Raw genomic sequence first — 21956 nt, forward strand, 5'->3', positions numbered from 1 at the left:
ACAATGACAATATTAAACATTTGAAAGGGCGTAATTATGAAATCTTTAATTTTAGCTGAGAAACCCTCGGTAGGGAAAGATATTGCGAATGCTTTAAATATTACTACATCACGTAATGGATACTTTGAGAATAATAACTATATTGTAACATGGGCGTTAGGTCATTTAGTAACGAATGCTACTCCAGAACAATATGATAAAAACTTTAAAGAATGGAAATTAGCTGATTTACCTATTATTCCAAATAAAATGAAAACAGTAGTTATCAATAAAACAAAAAAGCAATTTCAAACTGTACAAAAATTACTTCAAAAAGATGAAGTCCAAAATATTATAATAGCTACAGATGCAGGTAGAGAAGGGGAATTAGTTGCACGTTTAATCCTAGATAAAGTGCATAATAAAAAACCAATCAAAAGATTGTGGATTAGTTCTGTTACTAAAAAGGCGATTGTTGATGGTTTTAAAAAATTAAAAGACGGGCGTCAATTTAACCAACTTTATGCAGCAGCATTAGCAAGAAGTGAAGCGGATTGGGTTGTAGGTATTAATGCAACAAGAGCTTTAACTACAAAATATGATGCGCAACTATCTTTAGGACGTGTACAAACACCTACTATTAAATTAGTAGAAATGAGACAATCCGAAATTAATAATTTCACCCCAGAAACTTATTTTACTTTAAATATTAATGTTGGCGGATTATCATGCCAATGTATAACACCTCAACAGTCAACAAATAAAGAAGTTTATCAAAATATTGCAGCTAATATTAAGGGTCAGAATGCTCAAGTAGATTCTATAAATAGGAAACGCAAGAAGGCTTTTCCGCCAAAGTTATTTAATTTAACTGATTTACAACAAGAGGCTTACAAACGATACAAATATGGGCCTAAAGAAACACTTAATACTTTGCAACAATTATATGAACGTCATAAGTTAGTTACTTATCCTCGTACGGATGCAAATTATTTAACTGATGACATGGTAAGTACTATTAAAGACAGATTAAGAGCGTTAATGGCAACTGATTACAAATCTTACGCTAAAGCTCAGATGAGTCAAAATTATAGTGTGAACGATAGCTTTATCAACAATAATAAAGTTTCAGACCACCATGCTATTATTCCAACTGAAGTGAGACCGGATATGGCAGCACTATCACCAAAAGAACAAAAGATTTATATGATGATAGGACAAAGATTTTTAGCAAACTTAATGCCTCCACAAGAATACGAAGCAATTGAATTAGAATTGTCTATCAACGAATATAAATTTGTTTATAAAGATAAAATTTCGACAAAACTAGGTTTTAAAGCACTATTTAACAATGAAGATCAAACATTCACATTAGACTCTAAATGGCAGCAAGGTGCGAATATAAAAGTAAGTACTGTAAATGTTAACGAACATGAAACAACACCACCTTCATACTTTAACGAGGGCTCATTATTAAAAGCTATGGAAAGTCCACAAAAATTCTTCAAGTTTGATGACAACAAACATAGTAAAACTTTAAAAGAAGCGGGTGGTATAGGGACGGTTGCAACGAGAGCTGATATTATAGAAAAACTGTTTAATATTAATGCGATTGAATCAAAAGACGGCAAAATTAAAGTGACTAATAAAGGAAAGCAAATATTAGAATTAGCTCCTGAACAACTTACATCGCCATTATTAACCGCAGAGTGGGAAGATAAATTAATGATGATTGAGCAAGGAAAATATGATGCTCATAAATTCATGGCAGAAATTAAATCATTTACTGAAAAAATTATAACTACTATTAAAGACAGTGAACAAAAATATAAACATGATAATCTTACAGCTACTGAATGTCCTACTTGTGGCAAATTTATGCTAAAAGTCAATACGAAAAATGGTTCGATGCTTGTATGCCAAGATCCAAATTGTAAGACCAAAAAGAATGTTCAATCTAAAACGAATGCGCGTTGTCCAAACTGTCATAAAAAAATGACCCGTTTCGGTACTGGAAAAGATGCAACATATAGATGTGTATGTGGTCACACAGAAAGTCAGGTACAAATGGATGAACGTCATAAAAATAAAAAGAATGACAAAGTTTCTAAAAAAGATATGAAAAAATATCTAAATAATGATGATAGTCTGGAAAACAATCCGTTCCAAGATGCGCTAAAAGGGTTGAAATTTTAACTTTTATCGAACTTAAAAGAATATTTTGTTAGAAAAGTTCGGATTTACTATTGTGTTTTGAAACGCTGGATATTAAAATATTAAGGTATTTCAATAAAAGGGAGACTTAACTGTGAAAAAATACTTTAAGTTCAAGGAACATAACACCAACTTTAAAAAAGAAATTTTGGGCGGTTTAACTACATTTTTATCTATGGCTTATATTTTGGCCGTAAACCCACAAGTGTTAAGTTTAGCAGGCGTTAACGGTGCTACAGCAAGTATGAAAATGGACCAAGGTGCAATTTTTGTTGCCACAGCGTTAGCTGCTTTTGTTGGGTCGCTATTTATGGGATTAATTGCGAGGTATCCAATAGCCTTGGCACCAGGAATGGGATTAAATGCCTTTTTCGCATTCACTGTCGTATTAACAATGGGCATACCTTGGCAAATAGGATTAACTGGCGTACTCTTTTCTGGTATATTCTTTGCTATATTAACAATGACTGGCTTACGAGAAACGATTATTAACGCCATACCTCATCAAATGAAAATGGCAGTATCGGCTGGAATCGGTTTGTTTATAACGTTTGTTGGGCTTCAAAGTTCAGGCATTATTGTTAAAAATAAATCAACGTTAGTTACGTTAGGGCATATTACTGACGGAACAGTGTTACTTACTATATTTGGTATTATTGTTACTGTCGTGATGTACGTGAAGAAGGTACCAGGTGCGATTTTTATCGGTATGATATTAACATCTATCCTGGGAATGTGTACTGGCTTAATACATACACCTTCTGGCATTGTAGGGAAAATACCGAGCATTTCACCAACTTTTGGTGCAGCATTTGATGCCTTCAAAGATCCGGGTCAATTATTTACGGTGCAATTTTTAATCGTTATTTTAACTTTCCTATTTATTGACTTCTTTGATACGGCGGGTACACTTGTTGCAGTCGCTACCCAAGCTGGAATTATGAAGAATAATAAATTACCACGTGCAGGCAGAGCATTATTCTCAGATTCATTAGCAACAATTGTAGGTGCTGTTTTCGGTACAACGACGACTACGTCATATATTGAATCAACTGCAGGTGTTGCTGTAGGTGCAAGAACTGGCTTTGCTAGTATTATTACTGGTTTCTGTTTCTTACTTGCGATTTTCTTTAGTCCTTTAATCGAAATTGTAACGAGTGCCGTAACAACGCCAGCATTGGTAGTAGTTGGTGTATTAATGGCAGCCAATTTTGCTGAAATTGAATGGAAAAAATTCGAAGTAGCAGTACCAGCATTTATAACGATTATTATGATGCCATTATCATATTCAATTGCTACAGGTATAGCATGTGGATTCGTATTCTATCCAATAACAATGCTCATTTCTAAAAGACATAAAGAAGTGCATCCAATGATGTATGGTTTAATGGTATTGTTTATTCTTTACTTTATATTTGTTCATGGTTAAAAAAGAAACCCGTTAACGCAAAAGTTGTTTGCGCTAACGGGTTTTTTGTTTTCACATTATAATATGAAAGAACTAATTTTTATGACGTCTATCTTCTGTATATATTACACGTGCATTTTTATTTGGAACATAAATTGGTGACGACAATACAATAAGAAGAAAGAATATTAATAGGAAGAAAAGAATCCAGTGTACGATCATACCGATAAATGGAATAAATGCAATTATTGAACCTATAATACCTAACAAAGGAACAACGGCCATTGGTTTAATTGCATTTTGTTTATCTACCATTAAAATAACTAACATGATTAAATATAAAAACATATTTACAAATAATGGTTGCCAGCTCAAACCTAATATAAAACTTCCGCCAAGGAAGGGTATGCCATAAAATAGTTCACTTAATAATAAAACTACAGATAATACAATTAATATATTTCTAATGATTGATTTCATTTATTATTCACCACCTAACAATTACAATTATATATGAAATGAAAATATATTAATATTAATTTGAAACTTTAAAGGCTTACAATTTAAGTAATTTCTTAAAAACGGTTGAAGTACGAAAGAATTTCAAGTACAATGTCAAAGTATGTGTTAGACAAAAAGTGAAAAGTTTTATAGAAAAGCTTGATAAATCAATGCTTTTCGTGTAACATATCTAATGTTGGACTTTAAGGAAATGCGATGAAGCGAAAGGTTACTGACACACCCGGCCGCTTTGCCATGGCGTTGTGTGAGATAGTTTTCGTGGAGAAGTCTATCACTTAAATGTAGACGAATAAGGAGGGAAAATTATGGCAAAACAAAAAATCAGAATCAGATTAAAAGCTTATGATCACAGAGTAATCGATCAATCAGCTGAGAAAATTGTTGAAACTGCGAAACGTTCTGGAGCAGATGTTTCTGGACCGATTCCATTACCAACTGAAAAATCAGTTTACACGATTATCCGTGCTGTGCATAAGTACAAAGATTCTCGTGAACAATTCGAACAACGTACTCATAAACGTTTGATTGACATTGTTAACCCAACACCAAAAACAGTTGATGCTCTTATGGGCTTAAACTTACCATCTGGTGTAGACATCGAAATTAAATTATAATAGAAAAAATTAGGAGGTGGACTTTCGATGACCAAAGGAATCTTAGGAAGAAAAATCGGGATGACACAAGTATTCGGTGAAAACGGAGAATTAATCCCAGTAACAGTAGTAGAAGCAGGTCAAAACGTTGTATTACAAAAGAAAACTGAAGAAGTTGATGGATACAACGCAATTCAAGTAGGCTTTGAAGATAAAAAAGCTTACAAGAAAAACAGTAAAACTAACAAATATGCTAGTAAACCAGCTGAAGGTCATGCTAAAAAAGCTGACACAGCACCTAAGCGCTTCATTCGTGAATTCAGAAACGTTAACGTTGATGAATACGAAGTAGGTCAAGAAGTCTCAGTTGATAAATTTGAAACTGGCGACATCATTGATGTAACAGGCGTATCTAAAGGTAAAGGTTTCCAAGGCGCAATTAAACGTCATGGACAAGCACGTGGACCAATGGCTCACGGTTCTCATTTCCACAGAGCACCAGGTTCTGTAGGTATGGCTTCAGATGCGTCAAGAGTATTCAAAGGACAAAAAATGCCAGGACGTATGGGTGGAAATACTGTAACAGTACAAAACTTAGAAGTCGTTCAAGTAGATGCTGATAATAATGTAATTTTAGTAAAAGGTAATGTACCTGGACCTAAAAAAGGATTATTAGAAATCTCAACTTCAATTAAACAAGGTAATAAATAATAAATAACGAAAGGAGGAAAAGCATAATGGCTAATTATGATGTATTAAAAGTAGACGGAACTAAATCAGGTTCAGTTGAATTAAATGATGCAGTTTTTGCAATCGAACCAAACACAGACGTTCTATTTGAAGCAATCACTTTACAACGTGCTTCATTACGCCAAGGTACTCATGCTGTTAAGAATCGTTCAGCAGTACGTGGTGGTGGACGTAAACCATGGAGACAAAAAGGTACAGGACGTGCGCGTCAAGGTACAATTCGTGCGCCACAATGGCGCGGTGGTGGTATCGTATTCGGACCAACACCTAGAAGTTATGCTTATAAAATGCCTAAGAAAATGCGTCGTTTAGCTTTACGTTCAGCATTATCTTACAAAGTACAAGAAAGTGCTTTAACAGTTGTAGATGCATTCCAATTAGATGCGCCTAAAACTAAAGAATTTAAAACTGCTCTTTCTAACTTAAAACAACCTAAAAAAGTATTAGTAGTTACAGACTCAGAAGATGTTAACGTTGAATTATCAGCTCGTAACATCCCAGGAGTACAAGTTACTACAGCTCAAGGGTTAAACGTATTAGACATAACAAGCGCTGACAGTGTAGTAATCACAGAATCAGCTGCTAAAAAAGTTGAGGAGGTGCTCGGATAATGGAAGCAAGAGACGTTCTTAAGCGCCCCGTAATCACTGAAAAATCATCAGCTGCAATGGCTGAAGATAAATATACATTCGACGTAGATACTCGTGCTAACAAAACACAAGTTAAAATTGCTGTCGAAGAAATCTTTGATGTAAAAGTTGATAATGTAAACATCATCAACTACAAACCTAAGAAAAAACGTATGGGCCGTTACCAAGGCTATACAAACAAAAGACGCGTAGCAATTGTTAAATTAAAAGAAGGATCAATCGATCTATTCAACTAAAATAAATTACCAATAAGGAGGTAAGCGACAATGGCTCTAAAAAAATATAAGCCAATTACTAATGGTCGTCGTAATATGACTACGTTAGATTTCGCTGAAATCACGAAAACTACACCTGAAAAGTCATTATTACAACCGCTACCGAAAAAAGCGGGACGTAACAACCAAGGTAAATTGACAGTTCGCCACCATGGTGGAGGACACAAACGTCAATACCGTGTTATTGATTTTAAACGTAATAAAGATGGAATCACTGCTAAAGTTGATTCAATTCAATACGATCCAAACCGTTCAGCAAACATCGCATTATTAGTTTATGCTGATGGTGAAAAACGTTACATCATTGCTCCTAAAAACTTACAAGTAGGTCAAGTATTAGAGAGTGGTGACAATGCGGATATTAAAGTAGGTAACTCATTACCACTTCAATTCATCCCAGTAGGTACAGTAATTCACAATATCGAATTAAAACCTGGTAAAGGTGGACAACTTGCGCGTTCAGCAGGTGCTAGCGCACAAGTACTTGGTAAAGAAGGAAAATATGTTTTAATCAGATTAAGATCTGGCGAAGTTCGTATGATTCTTTCAACTTGCCGTGCAACTATTGGTCAAGTTGGTAATATCCAACATGAACTTGTAAACGTTGGTAAAGCAGGTCGTTCTAGATGGAAAGGCGTTCGCCCAACAGTTCGTGGTTCTGTAATGAACCCTAACGATCACCCACACGGTGGTGGTGAAGGACGTGCTCCTATCGGTAGACCATCTCCAATGTCACCTTGGGGTAAACCTACGCTTGGTAAGAAAACACGTCGTGGTAAGAAATCATCAGATAAACTTATCGTACGTGGACGTAAGAAGAAAAAATAATAACAACTTATTGGAGTGTGCGGCTTAATCGCTGCACGCACTAAATAAGAAGGGAGGCGCCACTATGGCTCGTAGTATTAAAAAAGGACCTTTCGTCGATGATCATTTAATGAAAAAAGTCGAAGCTCAAGGCGAAAGCGAGAAAAAACAAGTAATCAAAACTTGGTCACGTCGTTCAACTATTTTCCCTAACTTCATCGGTCACACTTTCGCAGTATACGATGGACGTAAACATGTACCTGTATTCGTTACAGAAGATATGGTTGGTCACAAATTAGGTGAATTCGCTCCAACTCGTACATTCAAAGGACACGCTGCAGACGACAAAAAAACAAGAAGATAATTTCTAACAAGTAGAGGAGGAAATCCGAATGGAAGCAAAAGCGGTTGCTAGAACAATAAGAATCGCACCTCGTAAAGTTAGATTAGTATTAGATCTAATCAGAGGTAAAAACGCTGGAGAAGCTATTGCTATTTTAAAATTAACTAACAAAGCTTCATCACCAGTTGTTGAAAAATTATTAATGTCCGCTTTAGCAAATGCTGAACATAACTATGACATGAATACAGATGAATTAGTTGTTAAAGAAGCTTATGCTAATGAAGGACCAACATTAAAACGTTTCCGTCCACGTGCACAAGGTCGTGCAAGTGCGATTAACAAACGTACAAGCCACATTACAATCGTCGTAAGTGACGGTAAAGAAGAAGCTAAAGAAGCTTAATATATTATTTAAGGAGGGAATACTGTGGGTCAAAAAATTAATCCAATCGGACTTCGTGTCGGAGTAATCCGTGACTGGGAAGCTAAATGGTACGCAGAAAAAGACTTCGCTTCACTATTACATGAAGACTTAAAAATCCGTAAATTTATTGATAACGCATTAAAAGAAGCATCAGTTTCTCACGTTGACATCGAACGTGCTGCTAACCGTATCAACATCGCTATCCATACAGGTAAACCTGGAATGGTCATTGGTAAAGGCGGTTCTGAAATTGAAAAACTTCGTAATAAATTAAACGCATTAACAGACAAAAAAGTACACATTAACGTAATTGAAATCAAGAAGGTTGATTTAGACGCTAAATTAGTAGCTGAAAACATCGCACGTCAATTAGAAAACCGTGCTTCATTCCGTCGTGTACAAAAACAAGCTATTACTAGAGCTATGAAACTTGGTGCTAAAGGTATCAAAACTCAAGTATCTGGTCGTTTAGGCGGAGCAGACATCGCTCGTGCTGAACAATATTCAGAAGGAACTGTTCCACTTCATACATTACGTGCTGACATCGGTTATGCACACGCAGAAGCTGACACTACTTACGGTAAATTAGGTGTCAAAGTATGGATCTATCGTGGAGAAGTTCTTCCTACTACTAAGAACACTAGTGAAGGAGGAAAATAATAATGTTACTACCAAAACGTGTAAAATATCGTCGTCAACATCGTCCTAAAACAACTGGTCGTTCTAAAGGCGGTAATTATGTAACATTTGGTGAGTATGGTTTACAAGCAACTACAACGTCTTGGATCACATCTCGTCAAATCGAATCAGCTCGTATTGCTATGACACGTTACATGAAACGTGGCGGGAAAGTTTGGATTAAAATCTTCCCACATACGCCATATACTAAAAAACCTTTAGAAGTACGTATGGGTGCTGGTAAAGGTGCTGTTGAAGGCTGGGTTGCAGTAGCAAAACCAGGTAGAATTTTATTTGAAATCGCAGGCGTTAACGAAGAAGTTGCGCGTGAAGCATTACGTTTAGCAAGTCACAAACTTCCTGTAAAAACTAAGTTTGTAAAACGTGAAGAATTGGGTGGTGAAACAAATGAAAGCTAAGGAAATTAGAGACTTAACCACTTCAGAAATCGAAGAACAAATCAAATCTTCAAAAGAAGAGCTTTTTAACCTACGCTTTCAGTTAGCTACAGGTCAATTAGAGGAAACTGCACGTATTCGCACAGTAAGAAAAACGATTGCACGTCTAAAAACTGTTGCTCGTGAAAGAGAAATTGAACAAGGTAAAGCGAATCAATAATTAATTGAAAGAGGAGGTTACAAAAGTGAGCGAAAGAAATGATCGTAAAGTTTATGTAGGTAGAGTCGTTTCAGATAAAATGGACAAAACTGTAACTGTACTTGTTGAAACATACAAAACACACAAATTGTACGGTAAACGAGTAAAATACTCTAAAAAATACAAAACTCATGATGAAAACAACTCAGCTAAGTTAGGGGACATCGTTAAGATTCAAGAGACTCGTCCTTTATCAGCTTCTAAACGTTTCCGTTTAGTTGAAATTGTTGAAGAATCAGTAATTATATAATACACAATATATAGATAAAGGAGGTTTAACTCATGATCCAACAAGAAACACGTCTAAAAGTAGCAGATAACTCTGGTGCTCGTGAAGTTCTTACAATCAAAGTATTAGGTGGATCTGGTCGTAAAACAGCTAATATCGGTGACGTTATTGTTGCTACTGTTAAAAATGCAACACCAGGTGGCGTTGTTAAAAAAGGCGAAGTAGTAAAAGCTGTTGTAGTACGTACTAAATCAGGTGTACGTCGTAATGACGGTTCATACATTAAATTTGATGAAAATGCATGTGTAATCATTCGTGACGACAAAGGCCCACGTGGTACTCGTATTTTCGGTCCGGTTGCTCGTGAATTACGTGAAGGAAACTTCATGAAAATCGTATCACTAGCTCCAGAAGTACTTTAATAATTAATTAATAACAAGCTTAAGGAGGTGCCACGCATGCATATCAAAAAAGGTGACAACGTAAAAGTTATCGCAGGTAAAGACAAAGGTAAAGAAGGCAAAGTAGTTTCTACTGAACCTAAAAAAGACCGTGTCGTTGTGGAAGGTGTTAACGTAATTAAAAAACACCAAAAACCAACTCAATTTAATCCTGAAGGTGGAATCTTAGAAACAGAGGCAGCAATCCATGTTTCTAACGTACAATTATTGGACCCTAAAACGAATGAACCAACACGTGTTGGATACAAATTCGAAGATGGCAAAAAAGTTCGTATCGCTAAAAAATCTGGCGAAGAAATCAAATCTAATAATTAATAACTAGTTGAAAGGAGGATCCACTTTGAACCGTTTAAAAGAAAAATTCAACTCTGAAGTTACTGAAAGCTTAGTTAAGAAATTTAATTATAGTTCAGTAATGGAAGTACCAAAAATTGAAAAAATAGTTGTAAATATGGGTGTAGGTGACGCAGTTCAAAACTCTAAAGTGTTAGATAACGCTGTTGAAGAGTTAGAATTAATCACTGGTCAAAAACCATTAGTTACAAAAGCTAAAAAATCTGTTGCTACTTTCCGTTTACGTGAAGGTATGCCTATCGGAGCTAAAGTTACATTACGTGGCGAAAGAATGTATGATTTCTTAGATAAATTAATCGCTGTATCTTTACCTCGTGTACGTGACTTCCGTGGTGTTTCTAAAACAGCATTTGATGGAAGAGGTAACTACACTTTAGGTGTTAAAGAACAATTAATTTTCCCTGAAATTGACTATGACAAAGTATCAAAAGTACGCGGAATGGATATCGTTATCGTTACTACTGCTAACACTGACGAGGAAGCTCGTGAATTGTTAACACAATTCGGTATGCCATTTCAAAAATAATCTCTAAAAGGAGGCTAATTAAGTGGCTAAAAGTTCAATGGTTGCTAAGCAACAAAAAAAACAAAAGTTCCAAGTACGTGAATATACTCGTTGTGAACGTTGTGGTCGTCCACATTCTGTATATCGTAAATTCAAATTATGCCGTATTTGTTTCCGTGAATTAGCTTATAAAGGCCAAATTCCTGGCGTTCGTAAAGCTAGCTGGTAATAAAAAGAGGATGAAAGGAGGCAACAATCAATGACATTATCAGATCCAATTGCAGATATGCTAACTCGTGTAAGAAACGCTAACATGGTTCGTCACGATAAATTAGAATTCCCTGCATCTAATATTAAAAAAGAAATTGCCGAAATCTTAAAAAGTGAAGGTTTCGTTAAAAACGTTGAATTTGTAGAAGACGATAAACAAGGTGTTATCCGTGTATTCCTTAAATATGGTCAAAACAATGAACGTGTTATCACTGGATTAAAACGTATCTCAAAACCAGGTTTACGTGTTTATGCTAAAGCTAACGAAGTACCAAAAGTACTTAACGGATTAGGTATTGCTTTAGTTTCAACTTCTGAAGGTGTAATCACTGACAAAGAAGCAAGAAAACGTAACATCGGTGGAGAAATCTTAGCTTACGTTTGGTAATAATAAATAAGGAGGTGCGATAACATGAGTCGTGTTGGTAAAAAAATTATTGACATTCCAAGTGACGTAACAGTAAGTATTGATGGTAATACAGTTACTGTTAAAGGTCCTAAAGGTGAATTATCAAAAACATTAAATGAAAGAATGACATATAAACAAGACGAAAACACATTAGAAGTTGTAAGACCTACTGATTCTAAAGATGATAGAACAGTTCATGGTACAACTCGTGCTTTAATCAATAATATGATTCTTGGTGTTTCTCAAGGTTTCCAAAAAACACTTGAACTTGTTGGTGTTGGTTACCGTGCTCAAATGCAAGGTAATGACTTAGTACTTAACGTTGGTTACTCTCACCCAGTTGAAATTAAAGCCGAAGACGGTATTACTTTCGCTGTTGAGAAAAACACAACTGTAACTGTATCAGGTGTATCTAAAGAACAAGTTGGAGCTATCGCTTCTAACATCCGTTCAACTAGACCTCCAGAACCTTATAAAGGTAAAGGAATTCGTTACCAAGGTGAATACGTTCGCCGTAAAGAAGGTAAAACTGGTAAATAATAAATAACTCTCTATAGAAAGGAGTATTGCAATGATCAGCAAAATTGATAAAAACAAAGTACGTTTAAAAAGACATGCGCGTGTTCGTACTAAATTATCTGGCACAGCTGAAAAACCACGTTTAAACGTTTATCGTTCAAACAAGCACATCTATGCTCAAATTATCGATGACGTTAAAGGTGTAACTTTAGCTCAAGCCTCAACTCAAGACAAAGATATCGCAAGTGAATCAACTCCAAAAGTTGACTTATCAGCAAAAGTAGGCGAATCAATCGCTAAAAAAGCAAGCGATAAAGGCGTAACTGCTATCGTATTTGACCGTGGAGGTTACTTATATCATGGTCGTATTAAAGCATTAGCTGAAGCAGCTCGCGAAAACGGTTTACAATTTTAATTTAAAGGAGGGACAAATTACATGGCTCGTAGAGAAGAAGAAACTAAAGAATTTGAAGAACGCGTTGTTACAATCAACCGTGTTGCAAAAGTTGTTAAAGGTGGACGTCGTTTCCGTTTCACTGCTTTAGTAGTAGTAGGAGATAAGAACGGTCGCGTTGGCTTTGGTACTGGTAAAGCACAAGAAGTTCCAGAAGCAATCAAAAAAGCTGTAGAAGCAGCGAAAAAAGACTTAGTTGTAGTTCCACGTGTTGAAGGTACTACTCCTCATACAATCACTGGACGCTTCAGTTCAGGTAGTGTATTCATGAAACCAGCTGCACCTGGTACAGGTGTTATCGCAGGTGGCCCAGTTCGTGCTGTCCTAGAATTAGCTGGAATCACTGACATTTTAAGTAAATCATTAGGATCTAATACTCCAATCAATATGGTACGTGCGACTATTAATGGATTAAAAAATCTTAAAAACGCTGAAGAAGTTGCGAAATTACGTGGCAAATCAGTTGAAGAATTATATAATTAAGGAGGGAAAGAGTTATGGCTAAATTACAAATTACCCTCACTCGTAGTGTTATTGGTCGTCCTGAAACACAACGTAAAACTGTTGAAGCTTTAGGTTTGAAAAAAACTAATTCTTCAGTAGTTGTTGAAGATAACCCTGCAATCCGTGGGCAAATCAACAAAGTAAGTCACTTAGTGACTGTAGAAGAAAAATAATTAAGGAGGTGCCGAAATGAAATTACATGAGTTAAAACCAGCAGAAGGTTCACGTAAAGAACGTAACCGCGTTGGACGTGGTGCGGCTACAGGTAACGGTAAAACAAGTGGACGTGGACAAAAAGGTCAAAAAGCACGTTCAGGTGGTAAAGTAAGACCAGGTTTCGAAGGTGGTCAATTACCATTATTCCGTCGTTTACCAAAACGTGGTTTCACTAACATTAACCGTAAAGAATATGCTATTGTTAACTTAGACCAACTTAATAAATTTGAAGAAGGTACTGAAGTAACTCCAGCTTTATTAGTAGAATCCGGTGTAGTTAAAAGTGAAAAATCTGGTATTAAAGTATTAGGTAACGGTTCACTAGAGAAAAAATTAACAGTAAAAGCTCATAAATTCTCTGCTTCTGCAGCAGACGCTATTGATGCAAAAGGTGGAGCACACGAGGTGATCTAATGATTCAAACGCTTGTGAGCTTCTTTCAAACGAAAGAAGTTCGTAACAAGATCTTTTTTACACTCGCAATGTTAGTTATTTTCAAGATAGGTACTTATATTCCAGCCCCTGGCGTAAATCCAGCTGCCTTTGACAGTCATCAAGGTTCTCAAGGTGTCACTGACTTGTTAAATACATTTGGTGGTGGAGCCTTGAAGAACTTTTCAATCTTTGCTATGGGGATTATGCCATACATTACTGCATCTATCGTAATGCAGTTATTGCAAATGGATATTGTTCCTAAGTTTACAGAATGGGCCAAACAAGGTGAATCAGGTAGGAAAAAGCTAAATAATTTTACACGTTATTTTGCTATTATTCTTGCCTTCATTCAATCAATTGGTATGGCTTTCCAATTTAACAACTACCTAAAAGGTCAATTGATCATGGATCAATCAATCTTTAGTTATTTGTTAATTGCAGTTGTCTTAACATCAGGCACAGCATTCCTAATTTGGTTAGGTGAACAAATAACACAATTTGGTGTTGGTAATGGAATTTCAATTATTATCTTTGCAGGTATTCTATCTACGCTTCCGTCATCACTAATCCAATTTTACCAACAAGCATTTGTTGGACAAGACGATGTCACTTTAGCATGGCTTAAAGTAATTGGAATAGTTATCGGAATGATATTACTAACTATTGGTGCTATTTACGTATTACAAGCAATTCGTAAAATACCAATTCAATATGCAAAGAAACAATCAGCACAACGTTTAGGTTCTCAAGCAACGTATTTACCATTAAAAGTTAACTCAGCAGGGGTTATTCCTGTAATCTTTTCAATGGCGTTCTTTTTATTACCTAGAACGTTAACATTATTTTTCCCTGATGCTGCTTGGGCACAAAAAGTATCAGACGTGGCTAACCCATCAAATAACATCGGAATGATTGTGTATGTAGTATTAATTATTGCATTCGCATATTTCTATGCATTTGTTCAAGTTAACCCAGAAAAAATGGCTGAAAATCTTAAGAAACAAGGCAGTTACGTTCCAGGAATCAGACCTGGAGAACAAACAAAAAAATATATTACTAGAGTACTCTATCGATTAACATTCGTTGGATCAATCTTCTTAGCTGTTATTGCTATATTACCGATAATTGCGACTAAGTTTATGAACTTACCTCAATCAATTCAGGTTGGTGGTACAAGTTTACTAATCGTAATCGGTGTAGCTATTGAAACGATGAAGAGCCTTGAAGCTCAAGTGAGCCAGAAGGAATATAGAGGCTTTGGTGGTAGATAAATTGTAGGAGGGCACTTTTATGAATATCATTTTAATGGGTTTACCTGGCGCAGGTAAAGGAACTCAAGCGAGTGAAATTGTAAAGAAATTCCCAATTCCACACATATCTACTGGTGACATGTTCAGAAAAGCGATTAAAGAAGAGACAGATTTAGGTAAAGAAGCTAAATCGTACATGGATCGTGGAGAATTAGTTCCTGATGAAGTTACTGTGGGTATCGTTAAAGAAAGAATTTCTGAAGACGATGCAAAAAAAGGATTCTTATTAGATGGCTTCCCGCGTACTATTGATCAAGCAGAAGCATTAAATGACATCATGAAACAATTAGATAGAGACATTGATGCGGTTATCAATATCGAGGTTCCAGAAGAAGAATTAATGAACCGTTTAACAGGACGTCGTATCTGTCCTAAATGCGGAACAACTTATCATCTAGTCTTTAACCCACCTAAAGAAGATGGCGTTTGCGATCTTGATGGTGAAAAGTTATATCAACGTGAAGATGATAACCCTGAAACAGTTGCTAATCGTTTAAACGTTAATGTTAAACAATCTAAACCTATTTTATCTTTCTATGATGAAAAAGGCTTATTGAAAAACATTGATGGTTCAAAAGATATCAACAAAGTCACAGAAGACGTTATTTCTATCTTAGATGACTTGAAATAATATTAACTTTATACGGTCTATGTATTGCAGTCATCCTATTTGAGTAAGTATCTATGTATTGAAAAAATAAAATAATATAAGAGTGACGTATAGCGTAAGTAATTCTTTTATTTTTGTTGACTTATTAACACGCACTGATAGACACGTATGGTTACAGTTGATATAAGACGATAACCAACTATAGTAAAAAGGGGGAAGTTAATAAATGGCTAAACAAGATGTAATTGAATTAGAAGGTACTGTATTAGATACTTTACCAAATGCTATGTTTAAAGTAGAATTAGAAAATGGTCATGAGATTTTGGCACACGTTAGTGGTAAAATCAGAATGAATTATATTCGTATTCTACCTGGCGACAAAGTAACAGTAGAAATGTCTCCGTATGATTTAACACGCGGAAGAATCACTTATCGTTATAAATAATCGTCACTCCATAATATAGGGAGGTATAAAAATGAAAGTAAGACCATCAGTAAAACCAATTTGCGAAAAATGTAAAGTCATTAAACGTAAAGGTAAAGTTATGGTAATTTGTGACAATCCTAAACACAAACAAAAACAAGGTTAATAAAAGAGAGGTGTAAATATATATGGCACGTATAGCAGGAGTGGATATTCCACGTGAAAAACGCATCGTTATTTCATTAACATACGTATACGGTATCGGTACTACGACAGCTCAAAAGATCGTAAAAGAAGCTAATGTTTCAGACGAAACTCGCGTAAAAGATTTAACAGATGACGAATTAGGTCGTATCCGTGAAGTAGTAGACAGTTATAAAGTTGAAGGTGACTTACGTCGTGAACAAAACTTAAACATCAAACGTTTAATGGAAATTTCATCATATCGTGGAATCCGTCATCGTCGTGGTTTACCAGTACGCGGACAAAAGACTAAAAACAATGCTCGTACTCGTAAAGGCCCAGTTAAAACTGTAGCTAATAAGAAAAAATAATAGGTAAAGGAGGCAAAATTTAAATGGCACGTAAACAAGTATCTCGTAAACGTAGAGTGAAAAAGAATATTGAAAATGGAGTAGCTCATATCCGTTCAACATTCAATAATACAATCGTAACAATTACTGACGAATTTGGTAATGCATTATCTTGGTCATCAGCAGGTGCATTAGGTTTTAAAGGTTCAAAAAAATCTACACCATTCGCAGCACAAATGGCAGCTGAAACAGCATCAAAAACAGCTATGGAACATGGTTTAAAATCTGTAGAATGTACAGTTAAAGGCCCTGGTCCTGGTCGTGAATCAGCTATCCGTGCTTTACAATCAGCTGGTTTAGAAGTAACAGCAATCCGTGACGTTACTCCAGTTCCACATAATGGTTGTCGTCCACCAAAACGTCGTCGCGTATAATTTTATTGTTATTGTCACAGGTCACTGAGAAATACAGTACAAATCTAGTCGACGTAGTCAAGGAGGATATTTGTAAATGATAGAAATCGAAAAACCTAGAATTGAAACAATAGAAATTAGTGAAGATGCTAAATTCGGTAAGTTCGTTGTTGAACCACTAGAACGTGGCTATGGTACTACACTAGGAAACTCCTTACGTCGTATCCTACTATCTTCATTGCCAGGCGCAGCCGTTAAATATATCGAAATCGAAGGTGTACTTCACGAGTTCTCTGCAATAGACAATGTAGTTGAAGACGTTTCTACAATCATTATGAACGTTAAAAAACTAGCATTAAAAATCTATTCAGAAGAAGATAAAACGTTAGAAATCGATGTTAAGGATGAAGGCGAAGTAACTGCAAGTGACATTACTCATGATAGTGATGTTGAGATTTTAAATCCTGAACTGAAATTGGCGACTGTTTCTAAAGGTGGACATTTAAAAATCCGTCTTGTTGCAAACAAGGGTAGAGGTTACGCATTAGCAGAACAAAATAACACTAGTGATTTACCAATTGGAGTAATTCCTGTTGATTCACTATATTCACCTGTAGAACGTGTTAACTACACAGTAGAAAATACACGCGTAGGTCAAAGTAGTGATTTTGACAAATTAACACTAGATGTGTGGACTAATGGATCTATTACGCCACAAGAATCAGTTTCATTAGCAGCAAAAATTTTAACTGAACACTTGAATATCTTTGTTGGATTGACTGACGAAGCACAAAATGCTGAAATCATGATTGAAAAAGAAGAAGATCAAAAAGAAAAAGTACTTGAAATGTCTATCGAAGAGTTAGATTTATCTGTTCGTTCATACAACTGTTTAAAACGTGCAGGCATTAATTCTGTTCAAGAATTAGCTGACAAATCTGAAGCAGACATGATGAAAGTGCGTAATTTAGGTCGTAAATCACTTGAAGAAGTTAAATACAAACTTGAAGACTTAGGTTTAGGCTTAAGAAAAGAAGACTAATATAAAGGAGGTCAACTCATGGGTTACAGAAAATTAGGTCGTACTTCTGATCAACGTAAAGCAATGTTACGTGATTTAGCTACATCACTTATCGTTAGTGAACGTATTGAAACTACTGACGCACGTGCTAAAGAAGTACGTAGTATCGTAGAAAAATTGATTACTTTAGGTAAAAAAGGCGATTTAGCTTCTCGTCGTAATGCAGCAAAAACATTACGTAATGTTGAGATTTTAAACGAAGATGAATCTACACAAACTGCTCTTCAAAAATTATTCGGTGAGATTGCAGAACGTTATACTGAACGCCAAGGTGGATATACTCGTATCCTTAAAGCAGGCCCTCGTCGTGGTGACGGTGCTGAATCAGTAATTATCGAATTAGTATAATTTTAATATAAATATGCGTACTACTATGTATAAAGCAAATGAGTGCAACGATAATGTTTGCCACATACAAATATTGTCTAGCTCAGAGTACCCCATCAACCAAATAATATTTTTAAAGCGTGAACTCAAATAATCTGATGGGGTGCGCGCTTTTTTATTTAAGCTATAGTTAAAGCTATGGCTTTTTTTATTTGACTATCTTTAAAGTAACGCATTGTTAATGTAGGATATACATAAATATTAAAATCATGTAAAATGGAAAAGTATACTTGAATGGGGGGCAATGAAATGCAAACTAATGATCAAATTATAAAATTTAATCACGTTTCATTTAAATATAAAAGTGATGAACCATATGCTTTAAAAGACGTTTCATTTGCTATCCCTAAGGGAAAATGGACTTCAATCGTTGGTCATAATGGTTCAGGAAAATCAACGCTTGCTAAACTAATGGTGGGCATTGAACAAGCCAACGTTGGAAACATTACCTACAACGATCAAGTAATAGATAATAGTAATATTCAGGTTTTACGTAAAAGTATAGGTATTGTTTTTCAAAATCCAGAAAATCAATTCGTTGGTTCAACAGTTGAGTTTGATGTTGCTTTCGGTTTAGAAAATCATGCAGTTCCTTATGAGGTTATGCATGACATCGTACCAAAAGTACTGAGTGATGTTCATATGCTCGATAAAGCCAATAAAGAACCACAATCATTGTCAGGTGGTCAAAAACAACGTGTGGCTATTGCTGGCGTTTTAGCATTGAATACTGATGTTATTATATTGGATGAAGCCACATCGATGTTAGATCCATACGGTCGTATGGCATTAATTAATTTAGTGCGCAAACTAAACCATGAAAAAGACGTTACAATAATTTCTATAACACACGATTTATCAGAAGCAGCTGAAGCTGATCATTTAATCGTCTTAGATAAAGGGGAAATATTTACCACTGGTACGCCACAACAAGTTTTTGATAAAGGTGAAGCATTATCCCAAATTGGACTTGATTTACCATTTTCAATGCGTATTAATCAACTGTTGGGTAATCCTTTAAAATATATTTCATATGAAGGGTTGGTAAGTCAGTTATGACGGTCGAGTTTAATCAAGTGAATTATGTTTATCAACAAGGCACGCCATATGAGTATCATGCTTTGAGGGATATTACTACACAATTTGATGATGGTAAATATTACGCCGTAATTGGTCAAACAGGTTCAGGAAAATCAACGTTAATACAACATTTTAATGGCTTGTTAAAACCGACCGTTGGAAAAATGATATTTAATGATGTCGTTATCCAACACAAAACTAAAGACAAATTATTACGCGATATACGTAAAAAAGTCGGCATCGTATTCCAATTTCCAGAATCTCAATTATTTGAAGATAGTGTCGATAAAGAAATTGAATTTGGCCCCAAAAATTTTGGTATGGATATTGAGAAAGTAAAAAAAAGAGCGTTTCAAATGTTGTTAGAATTTGGCTTTCCAAGAGAAATAATGACCTTATCTCCGTTTCAAATGTCTGGAGGGCAAATGAGAAAAATAGCATTAACTTCAATATTAGCTATGGATCCAGATATTATTATTTTAGACGAACCTACGGCCGGTTTAGACCCACAAAGTAAAAAACAAATTATGAGCAAAATTAAAGAATTGCAACAACAGTACAATAAGACGATTATACTAATTACGCATGAAATGGACGATGTCGCAAAATATGCTGATGAAATCAAATTAATGCAAAATGGTAAGCTGACGGATGATTTAACACCACGCGAGCTTTTTGCTAATAGTGAATATATTAAAAAATATCAGTTAGATGTTCCTGAAGTAGTTAAGTTACAACGCGATATTGAAGCAAAATATCATTTCAAGTTTGATAAGATTGCTTTAACTGAAGAAGAGTTTGTGGACATGTATAAGGAGTGGCGCAGTAATGAAAGATAAGTTTATAATTGGTCGTTACTTACCGCTTGATACCCCTATACATCGCTTAGATCCGAGAACTAAGTTAATCTTTGTATTTTTATTCGTTATTTTAATATTTTTTGCGCATTCGTTTGCGACTTACCTATGGTTATTTATTCTAATAATGATAATAGTAAAACTATCGCATATTAAAACATGGTTTTTAATTAAAGGGTTAACGCCCATTTGGATATTTTTAATATTTACATTTATTATGCACTTGTTTGTTACTAAAGGCGGCGTGCGTATTTTTGAATTAGGTTTTGTGTCAATCGATACAAATGGTATTTTAGAAGGTATATACATCGTACTCCGTTTAATGTTTATTATGATGATTTCGACCGTTATGACATTAACTACGAGTCCTATTGATTTAACTGATGCATTTGAAAGATTATTATATCCTTTGAAATTAGTTAAAATACCCGTGCATCAATTGAGTATGATGATGTCCATTGCGTTACGTTTTATACCTACATTAATGAATGAGTTAGATAAAATTATATTAGCTCAAAAATCTCGTGGCTCTGAACTTAGTAGTGGGACATTAATGAATAGAATTAAAGCATTTATACCACTCTTGATTCCGTTATTTATTTCAGCATTTCAACGAGCGGAAGATTTAGCCATCGCAATGGAAGTTAGAGGCTATGATGCAAATACTGAGCGAACAAGTTACCGTGAATTGCAATGGAAGGTAAAAGATACGATTGTCGTACTCTCAATTATTCCTATAGCAATTGTATTATTTGTACTTAAATATTTAGGAGTGTAAAACATGCGTGTGTTAGTAAATATTTCATATCTAGGTACACATTTTATGGGATTTCAAATTCAACAACATGAAAGAACGATTCAACAACAGTTTGAGCGTATATTGAAAAGAATGCACAAAAGACCAATACGCATCCATCCAACAAGTAGAACTGATAGAGGGGTTCATGCATATGAACAATTTTTTCACTTTGATACAGAGTTGAATATCAAGCCTGAGAAATGGCGCTATGCAATGAACAGTGCATTACCTAATGATATTTTAGTTAAAGAAGTTTCTTTTGTAGATGAAGCGTTTCATTGTAGATATGATTGTGTAGGTAAATCATATCGATACAAAGCATATGTAGCGCAAGAACGGGATCCGTTTCAAAGTGGATTACGAACACATATAAAAGAACAGCTGAATTATGACAGAATGATTGAAGCTGCAGCTAAATTTGTAGGCACGCATGATTTTACTGGTTTCTGTTCTCAAAAGACTGAAGTTGAAAGTAAAGTGCGTACGATTTATCAAAGCGAAATTATACCAACTGAAGATGGCTTTGATTATGTCGTAACGGGTTCTGGATTTCTATATAATATGGTTCGTGTACTCGTCGCTTTTCTAATTGAAGTAGGTAAAGGACATCGTAGTCCAGAAGAAGTGCCAAGTTTATTAGAAGCGCGAGATCGTAGTAATGTACCATTCACTGCTGCTGCAGATGGACTTTATTTAGAGCACATATATTTATCGGAACAATCATTAATGCAAGACTTTGGTGAAAATATAAAAATACACCGAAAAAAATCATTGCAAAATGACTAAATTACATTGACAAATCGACA

General features: G+C 35.2%; 36 protein-coding genes. 35 read left to right on the forward strand and 1 reads right to left on the reverse strand.

Translation table 11 applies throughout. The features are described from left to right. The first annotated feature begins 36 nt into the window (after positions 1-36). Positions 37-2175, forward strand: coding sequence for a DNA topoisomerase III (locus ISP08_RS03475; protein ID WP_195719428.1), 2139 nt, complete (start codon positions 37-39; stop codon positions 2173-2175). Positions 2176-2287: 112 nt separating this feature from the next. Continuing rightward, the gene (locus ISP08_RS03480; protein WP_048792974.1) at positions 2288-3622 is read left to right on the forward strand and encodes an NCS2 family permease; all 1335 of its coding nucleotides are present in this window, start codon (positions 2288-2290) and stop codon (positions 3620-3622) included. Between the two features lie 72 nt (positions 3623-3694). Here the strand turns inward: ISP08_RS03480 and ISP08_RS03485 are convergent, their stop codons facing one another. After that, the gene (locus ISP08_RS03485; protein WP_048792973.1) at positions 3695-4081 is read right to left on the reverse strand and encodes a hypothetical protein; all 387 of its coding nucleotides are present in this window, start codon (positions 4079-4081) and stop codon (positions 3695-3697) included. Positions 4082-4428: 347 nt separating this feature from the next. Here ISP08_RS03485 and rpsJ point away from each other — a divergent pair, with 347 nt between their 5' ends. From rpsJ to truA, 33 genes are all read left to right on the forward strand, one after another. Then, positions 4429-4737, forward strand: a complete 309-nt coding sequence (gene rpsJ / locus ISP08_RS03490) for a 30S ribosomal protein S10 (protein WP_001118667.1) — start codon at positions 4429-4431, stop codon at positions 4735-4737. A 27-nt stretch (positions 4738-4764) separates the two neighbouring features. Then, positions 4765-5427, forward strand: coding sequence for a 50S ribosomal protein L3 (gene rplC / locus ISP08_RS03495; protein WP_048792972.1), 663 nt, complete (start codon positions 4765-4767; stop codon positions 5425-5427). 26 nt (positions 5428-5453) lie between these two features. Beyond that, the gene (gene rplD / locus ISP08_RS03500; protein WP_048792971.1) at positions 5454-6077 is read left to right on the forward strand and encodes a 50S ribosomal protein L4; all 624 of its coding nucleotides are present in this window, start codon (positions 5454-5456) and stop codon (positions 6075-6077) included. Beyond that, complete coding sequence (gene rplW / locus ISP08_RS03505; RefSeq protein ID WP_002482614.1) at positions 6077-6352, forward strand: 50S ribosomal protein L23; 276 nt, start codon at positions 6077-6079, stop codon at positions 6350-6352. Before rplD ends, rplW begins: the two co-directional genes overlap by 1 nt. A 30-nt stretch (positions 6353-6382) precedes the next feature. Next, complete coding sequence (gene rplB / locus ISP08_RS03510; RefSeq protein ID WP_048792970.1) at positions 6383-7219, forward strand: 50S ribosomal protein L2; 837 nt, start codon at positions 6383-6385, stop codon at positions 7217-7219. Between the two features lie 64 nt (positions 7220-7283). Continuing rightward, entirely contained in the window at positions 7284-7562 is a 279-nt protein-coding gene (gene rpsS, locus ISP08_RS03515; protein ID WP_048792969.1) for a 30S ribosomal protein S19, read from the forward strand. 28 nt (positions 7563-7590) lie between these two features. Beyond that, positions 7591-7944 (forward strand): 50S ribosomal protein L22, encoded by a 354-nt coding sequence (gene rplV / locus ISP08_RS03520; RefSeq protein ID WP_048792968.1) that lies wholly within the window; start codon positions 7591-7593, stop codon positions 7942-7944. A 24-nt stretch (positions 7945-7968) separates the two neighbouring features. Then, positions 7969-8625 carry a 30S ribosomal protein S3 gene (rpsC, locus tag ISP08_RS03525; protein ID WP_048792967.1) on the forward strand — a complete coding sequence of 219 codons (657 nt, stop codon included), beginning with the start codon at positions 7969-7971 and terminating at the stop codon, positions 8623-8625. 2 nt (positions 8626-8627) lie between these two features. Continuing rightward, positions 8628-9062: a 50S ribosomal protein L16 gene (rplP, locus tag ISP08_RS03530; protein WP_048792966.1), complete on the forward strand. Its 435-nt coding sequence runs from the start codon at positions 8628-8630 to the stop codon at positions 9060-9062. After that, positions 9052-9261: a 50S ribosomal protein L29 gene (gene rpmC / locus ISP08_RS03535; RefSeq protein ID WP_002482620.1), complete on the forward strand. Its 210-nt coding sequence runs from the start codon at positions 9052-9054 to the stop codon at positions 9259-9261. The genes rplP and rpmC overlap by 11 nt, the downstream gene beginning before the upstream one ends. A gap of 25 nt (positions 9262-9286) precedes the next feature. Continuing rightward, positions 9287-9550: a 30S ribosomal protein S17 gene (rpsQ, locus tag ISP08_RS03540; protein ID WP_002509268.1), complete on the forward strand. Its 264-nt coding sequence runs from the start codon at positions 9287-9289 to the stop codon at positions 9548-9550. A 32-nt stretch (positions 9551-9582) separates the two neighbouring features. Further along, positions 9583-9951: a 50S ribosomal protein L14 gene (gene rplN, locus ISP08_RS03545; protein WP_048792965.1), complete on the forward strand. Its 369-nt coding sequence runs from the start codon at positions 9583-9585 to the stop codon at positions 9949-9951. 36 nt (positions 9952-9987) lie between these two features. Beyond that, a complete protein-coding gene (gene rplX / locus ISP08_RS03550) occupies positions 9988-10305 on the forward strand; it encodes a 50S ribosomal protein L24 (protein WP_048792964.1) in 318 nt (105 codons plus the stop codon). Positions 10306-10330: 25 nt separating this feature from the next. Beyond that, complete coding sequence (rplE, locus tag ISP08_RS03555) at positions 10331-10870, forward strand: 50S ribosomal protein L5 (RefSeq protein ID WP_048792963.1); 540 nt, start codon at positions 10331-10333, stop codon at positions 10868-10870. 22 nt (positions 10871-10892) lie between these two features. After that, positions 10893-11078, forward strand: coding sequence for a type Z 30S ribosomal protein S14 (locus tag ISP08_RS03560; protein WP_046208421.1), 186 nt, complete (start codon positions 10893-10895; stop codon positions 11076-11078). A 30-nt stretch (positions 11079-11108) separates the two neighbouring features. Next, positions 11109-11507, forward strand: coding sequence for a 30S ribosomal protein S8 (rpsH, locus tag ISP08_RS03565; protein ID WP_048792962.1), 399 nt, complete (start codon positions 11109-11111; stop codon positions 11505-11507). A gap of 24 nt (positions 11508-11531) precedes the next feature. Next, the gene (gene rplF, locus ISP08_RS03570) at positions 11532-12068 is read left to right on the forward strand and encodes a 50S ribosomal protein L6 (RefSeq protein ID WP_048792961.1); all 537 of its coding nucleotides are present in this window, start codon (positions 11532-11534) and stop codon (positions 12066-12068) included. A gap of 31 nt (positions 12069-12099) precedes the next feature. Then, a complete protein-coding gene (rplR, locus tag ISP08_RS03575; RefSeq protein WP_048792960.1) occupies positions 12100-12462 on the forward strand; it encodes a 50S ribosomal protein L18 in 363 nt (120 codons plus the stop codon). A gap of 21 nt (positions 12463-12483) precedes the next feature. Next, positions 12484-12984: a 30S ribosomal protein S5 gene (gene rpsE, locus ISP08_RS03580; protein WP_048792959.1), complete on the forward strand. Its 501-nt coding sequence runs from the start codon at positions 12484-12486 to the stop codon at positions 12982-12984. Between the two features lie 14 nt (positions 12985-12998). Beyond that, positions 12999-13178: a 50S ribosomal protein L30 gene (gene rpmD / locus ISP08_RS03585; protein WP_002482630.1), complete on the forward strand. Its 180-nt coding sequence runs from the start codon at positions 12999-13001 to the stop codon at positions 13176-13178. 16 nt (positions 13179-13194) lie between these two features. After that, a complete protein-coding gene (gene rplO, locus ISP08_RS03590; protein WP_048792958.1) occupies positions 13195-13635 on the forward strand; it encodes a 50S ribosomal protein L15 in 441 nt (146 codons plus the stop codon). Next, positions 13635-14927, forward strand: coding sequence for a preprotein translocase subunit SecY (secY, locus tag ISP08_RS03595; protein ID WP_048792957.1), 1293 nt, complete (start codon positions 13635-13637; stop codon positions 14925-14927). The genes rplO and secY overlap by 1 nt, the downstream gene beginning before the upstream one ends. Positions 14928-14946: 19 nt before the next feature. Continuing rightward, positions 14947-15597: an adenylate kinase gene (locus ISP08_RS03600; RefSeq protein ID WP_048792956.1), complete on the forward strand. Its 651-nt coding sequence runs from the start codon at positions 14947-14949 to the stop codon at positions 15595-15597. A gap of 205 nt (positions 15598-15802) precedes the next feature. Then, the gene (infA, locus tag ISP08_RS03605) at positions 15803-16021 is read left to right on the forward strand and encodes a translation initiation factor IF-1 (RefSeq protein WP_001118443.1); all 219 of its coding nucleotides are present in this window, start codon (positions 15803-15805) and stop codon (positions 16019-16021) included. A 31-nt stretch (positions 16022-16052) separates the two neighbouring features. Continuing rightward, on the forward strand, positions 16053-16166 hold the full coding sequence (gene rpmJ / locus ISP08_RS03610; RefSeq protein ID WP_048792955.1) for a 50S ribosomal protein L36: 114 nt from the start codon (positions 16053-16055) through the stop codon (positions 16164-16166). A 22-nt stretch (positions 16167-16188) separates the two neighbouring features. Beyond that, positions 16189-16554, forward strand: a complete 366-nt coding sequence (rpsM, locus tag ISP08_RS03615) for a 30S ribosomal protein S13 (protein WP_048792954.1) — start codon at positions 16189-16191, stop codon at positions 16552-16554. A gap of 23 nt (positions 16555-16577) precedes the next feature. Next, positions 16578-16967 carry a 30S ribosomal protein S11 gene (gene rpsK / locus ISP08_RS03620; protein WP_048792953.1) on the forward strand — a complete coding sequence of 130 codons (390 nt, stop codon included), beginning with the start codon at positions 16578-16580 and terminating at the stop codon, positions 16965-16967. A gap of 76 nt (positions 16968-17043) precedes the next feature. Then, positions 17044-17988: a DNA-directed RNA polymerase subunit alpha gene (locus ISP08_RS03625; RefSeq protein ID WP_048792952.1), complete on the forward strand. Its 945-nt coding sequence runs from the start codon at positions 17044-17046 to the stop codon at positions 17986-17988. Positions 17989-18006: 18 nt separating this feature from the next. Continuing rightward, positions 18007-18375: a 50S ribosomal protein L17 gene (gene rplQ, locus ISP08_RS03630; RefSeq protein WP_048792951.1), complete on the forward strand. Its 369-nt coding sequence runs from the start codon at positions 18007-18009 to the stop codon at positions 18373-18375. Positions 18376-18663: 288 nt separating this feature from the next. Beyond that, entirely contained in the window at positions 18664-19473 is an 810-nt protein-coding gene (locus ISP08_RS03635; RefSeq protein ID WP_195719429.1) for an energy-coupling factor transporter ATPase, read from the forward strand. Then, positions 19470-20333: an energy-coupling factor transporter ATPase gene (locus tag ISP08_RS03640; protein WP_195719430.1), complete on the forward strand. Its 864-nt coding sequence runs from the start codon at positions 19470-19472 to the stop codon at positions 20331-20333. Before ISP08_RS03635 ends, ISP08_RS03640 begins: the two co-directional genes overlap by 4 nt. After that, the gene (locus ISP08_RS03645; protein WP_195719431.1) at positions 20323-21129 is read left to right on the forward strand and encodes an energy-coupling factor transporter transmembrane component T family protein; all 807 of its coding nucleotides are present in this window, start codon (positions 20323-20325) and stop codon (positions 21127-21129) included. The genes ISP08_RS03640 and ISP08_RS03645 overlap by 11 nt, the downstream gene beginning before the upstream one ends. Positions 21130-21132: 3 nt before the next feature. After that, positions 21133-21936, forward strand: a complete 804-nt coding sequence (gene truA, locus ISP08_RS03650; RefSeq protein ID WP_195719432.1) for a tRNA pseudouridine(38-40) synthase TruA — start codon at positions 21133-21135, stop codon at positions 21934-21936. Positions 21937-21956: the final 20 nt, after the last annotated feature.

It is taken from the genome of Staphylococcus lloydii, assembly GCF_015775975.1.
Classification (GTDB): domain Bacteria; phylum Bacillota; class Bacilli; order Staphylococcales; family Staphylococcaceae; genus Staphylococcus; species Staphylococcus lloydii.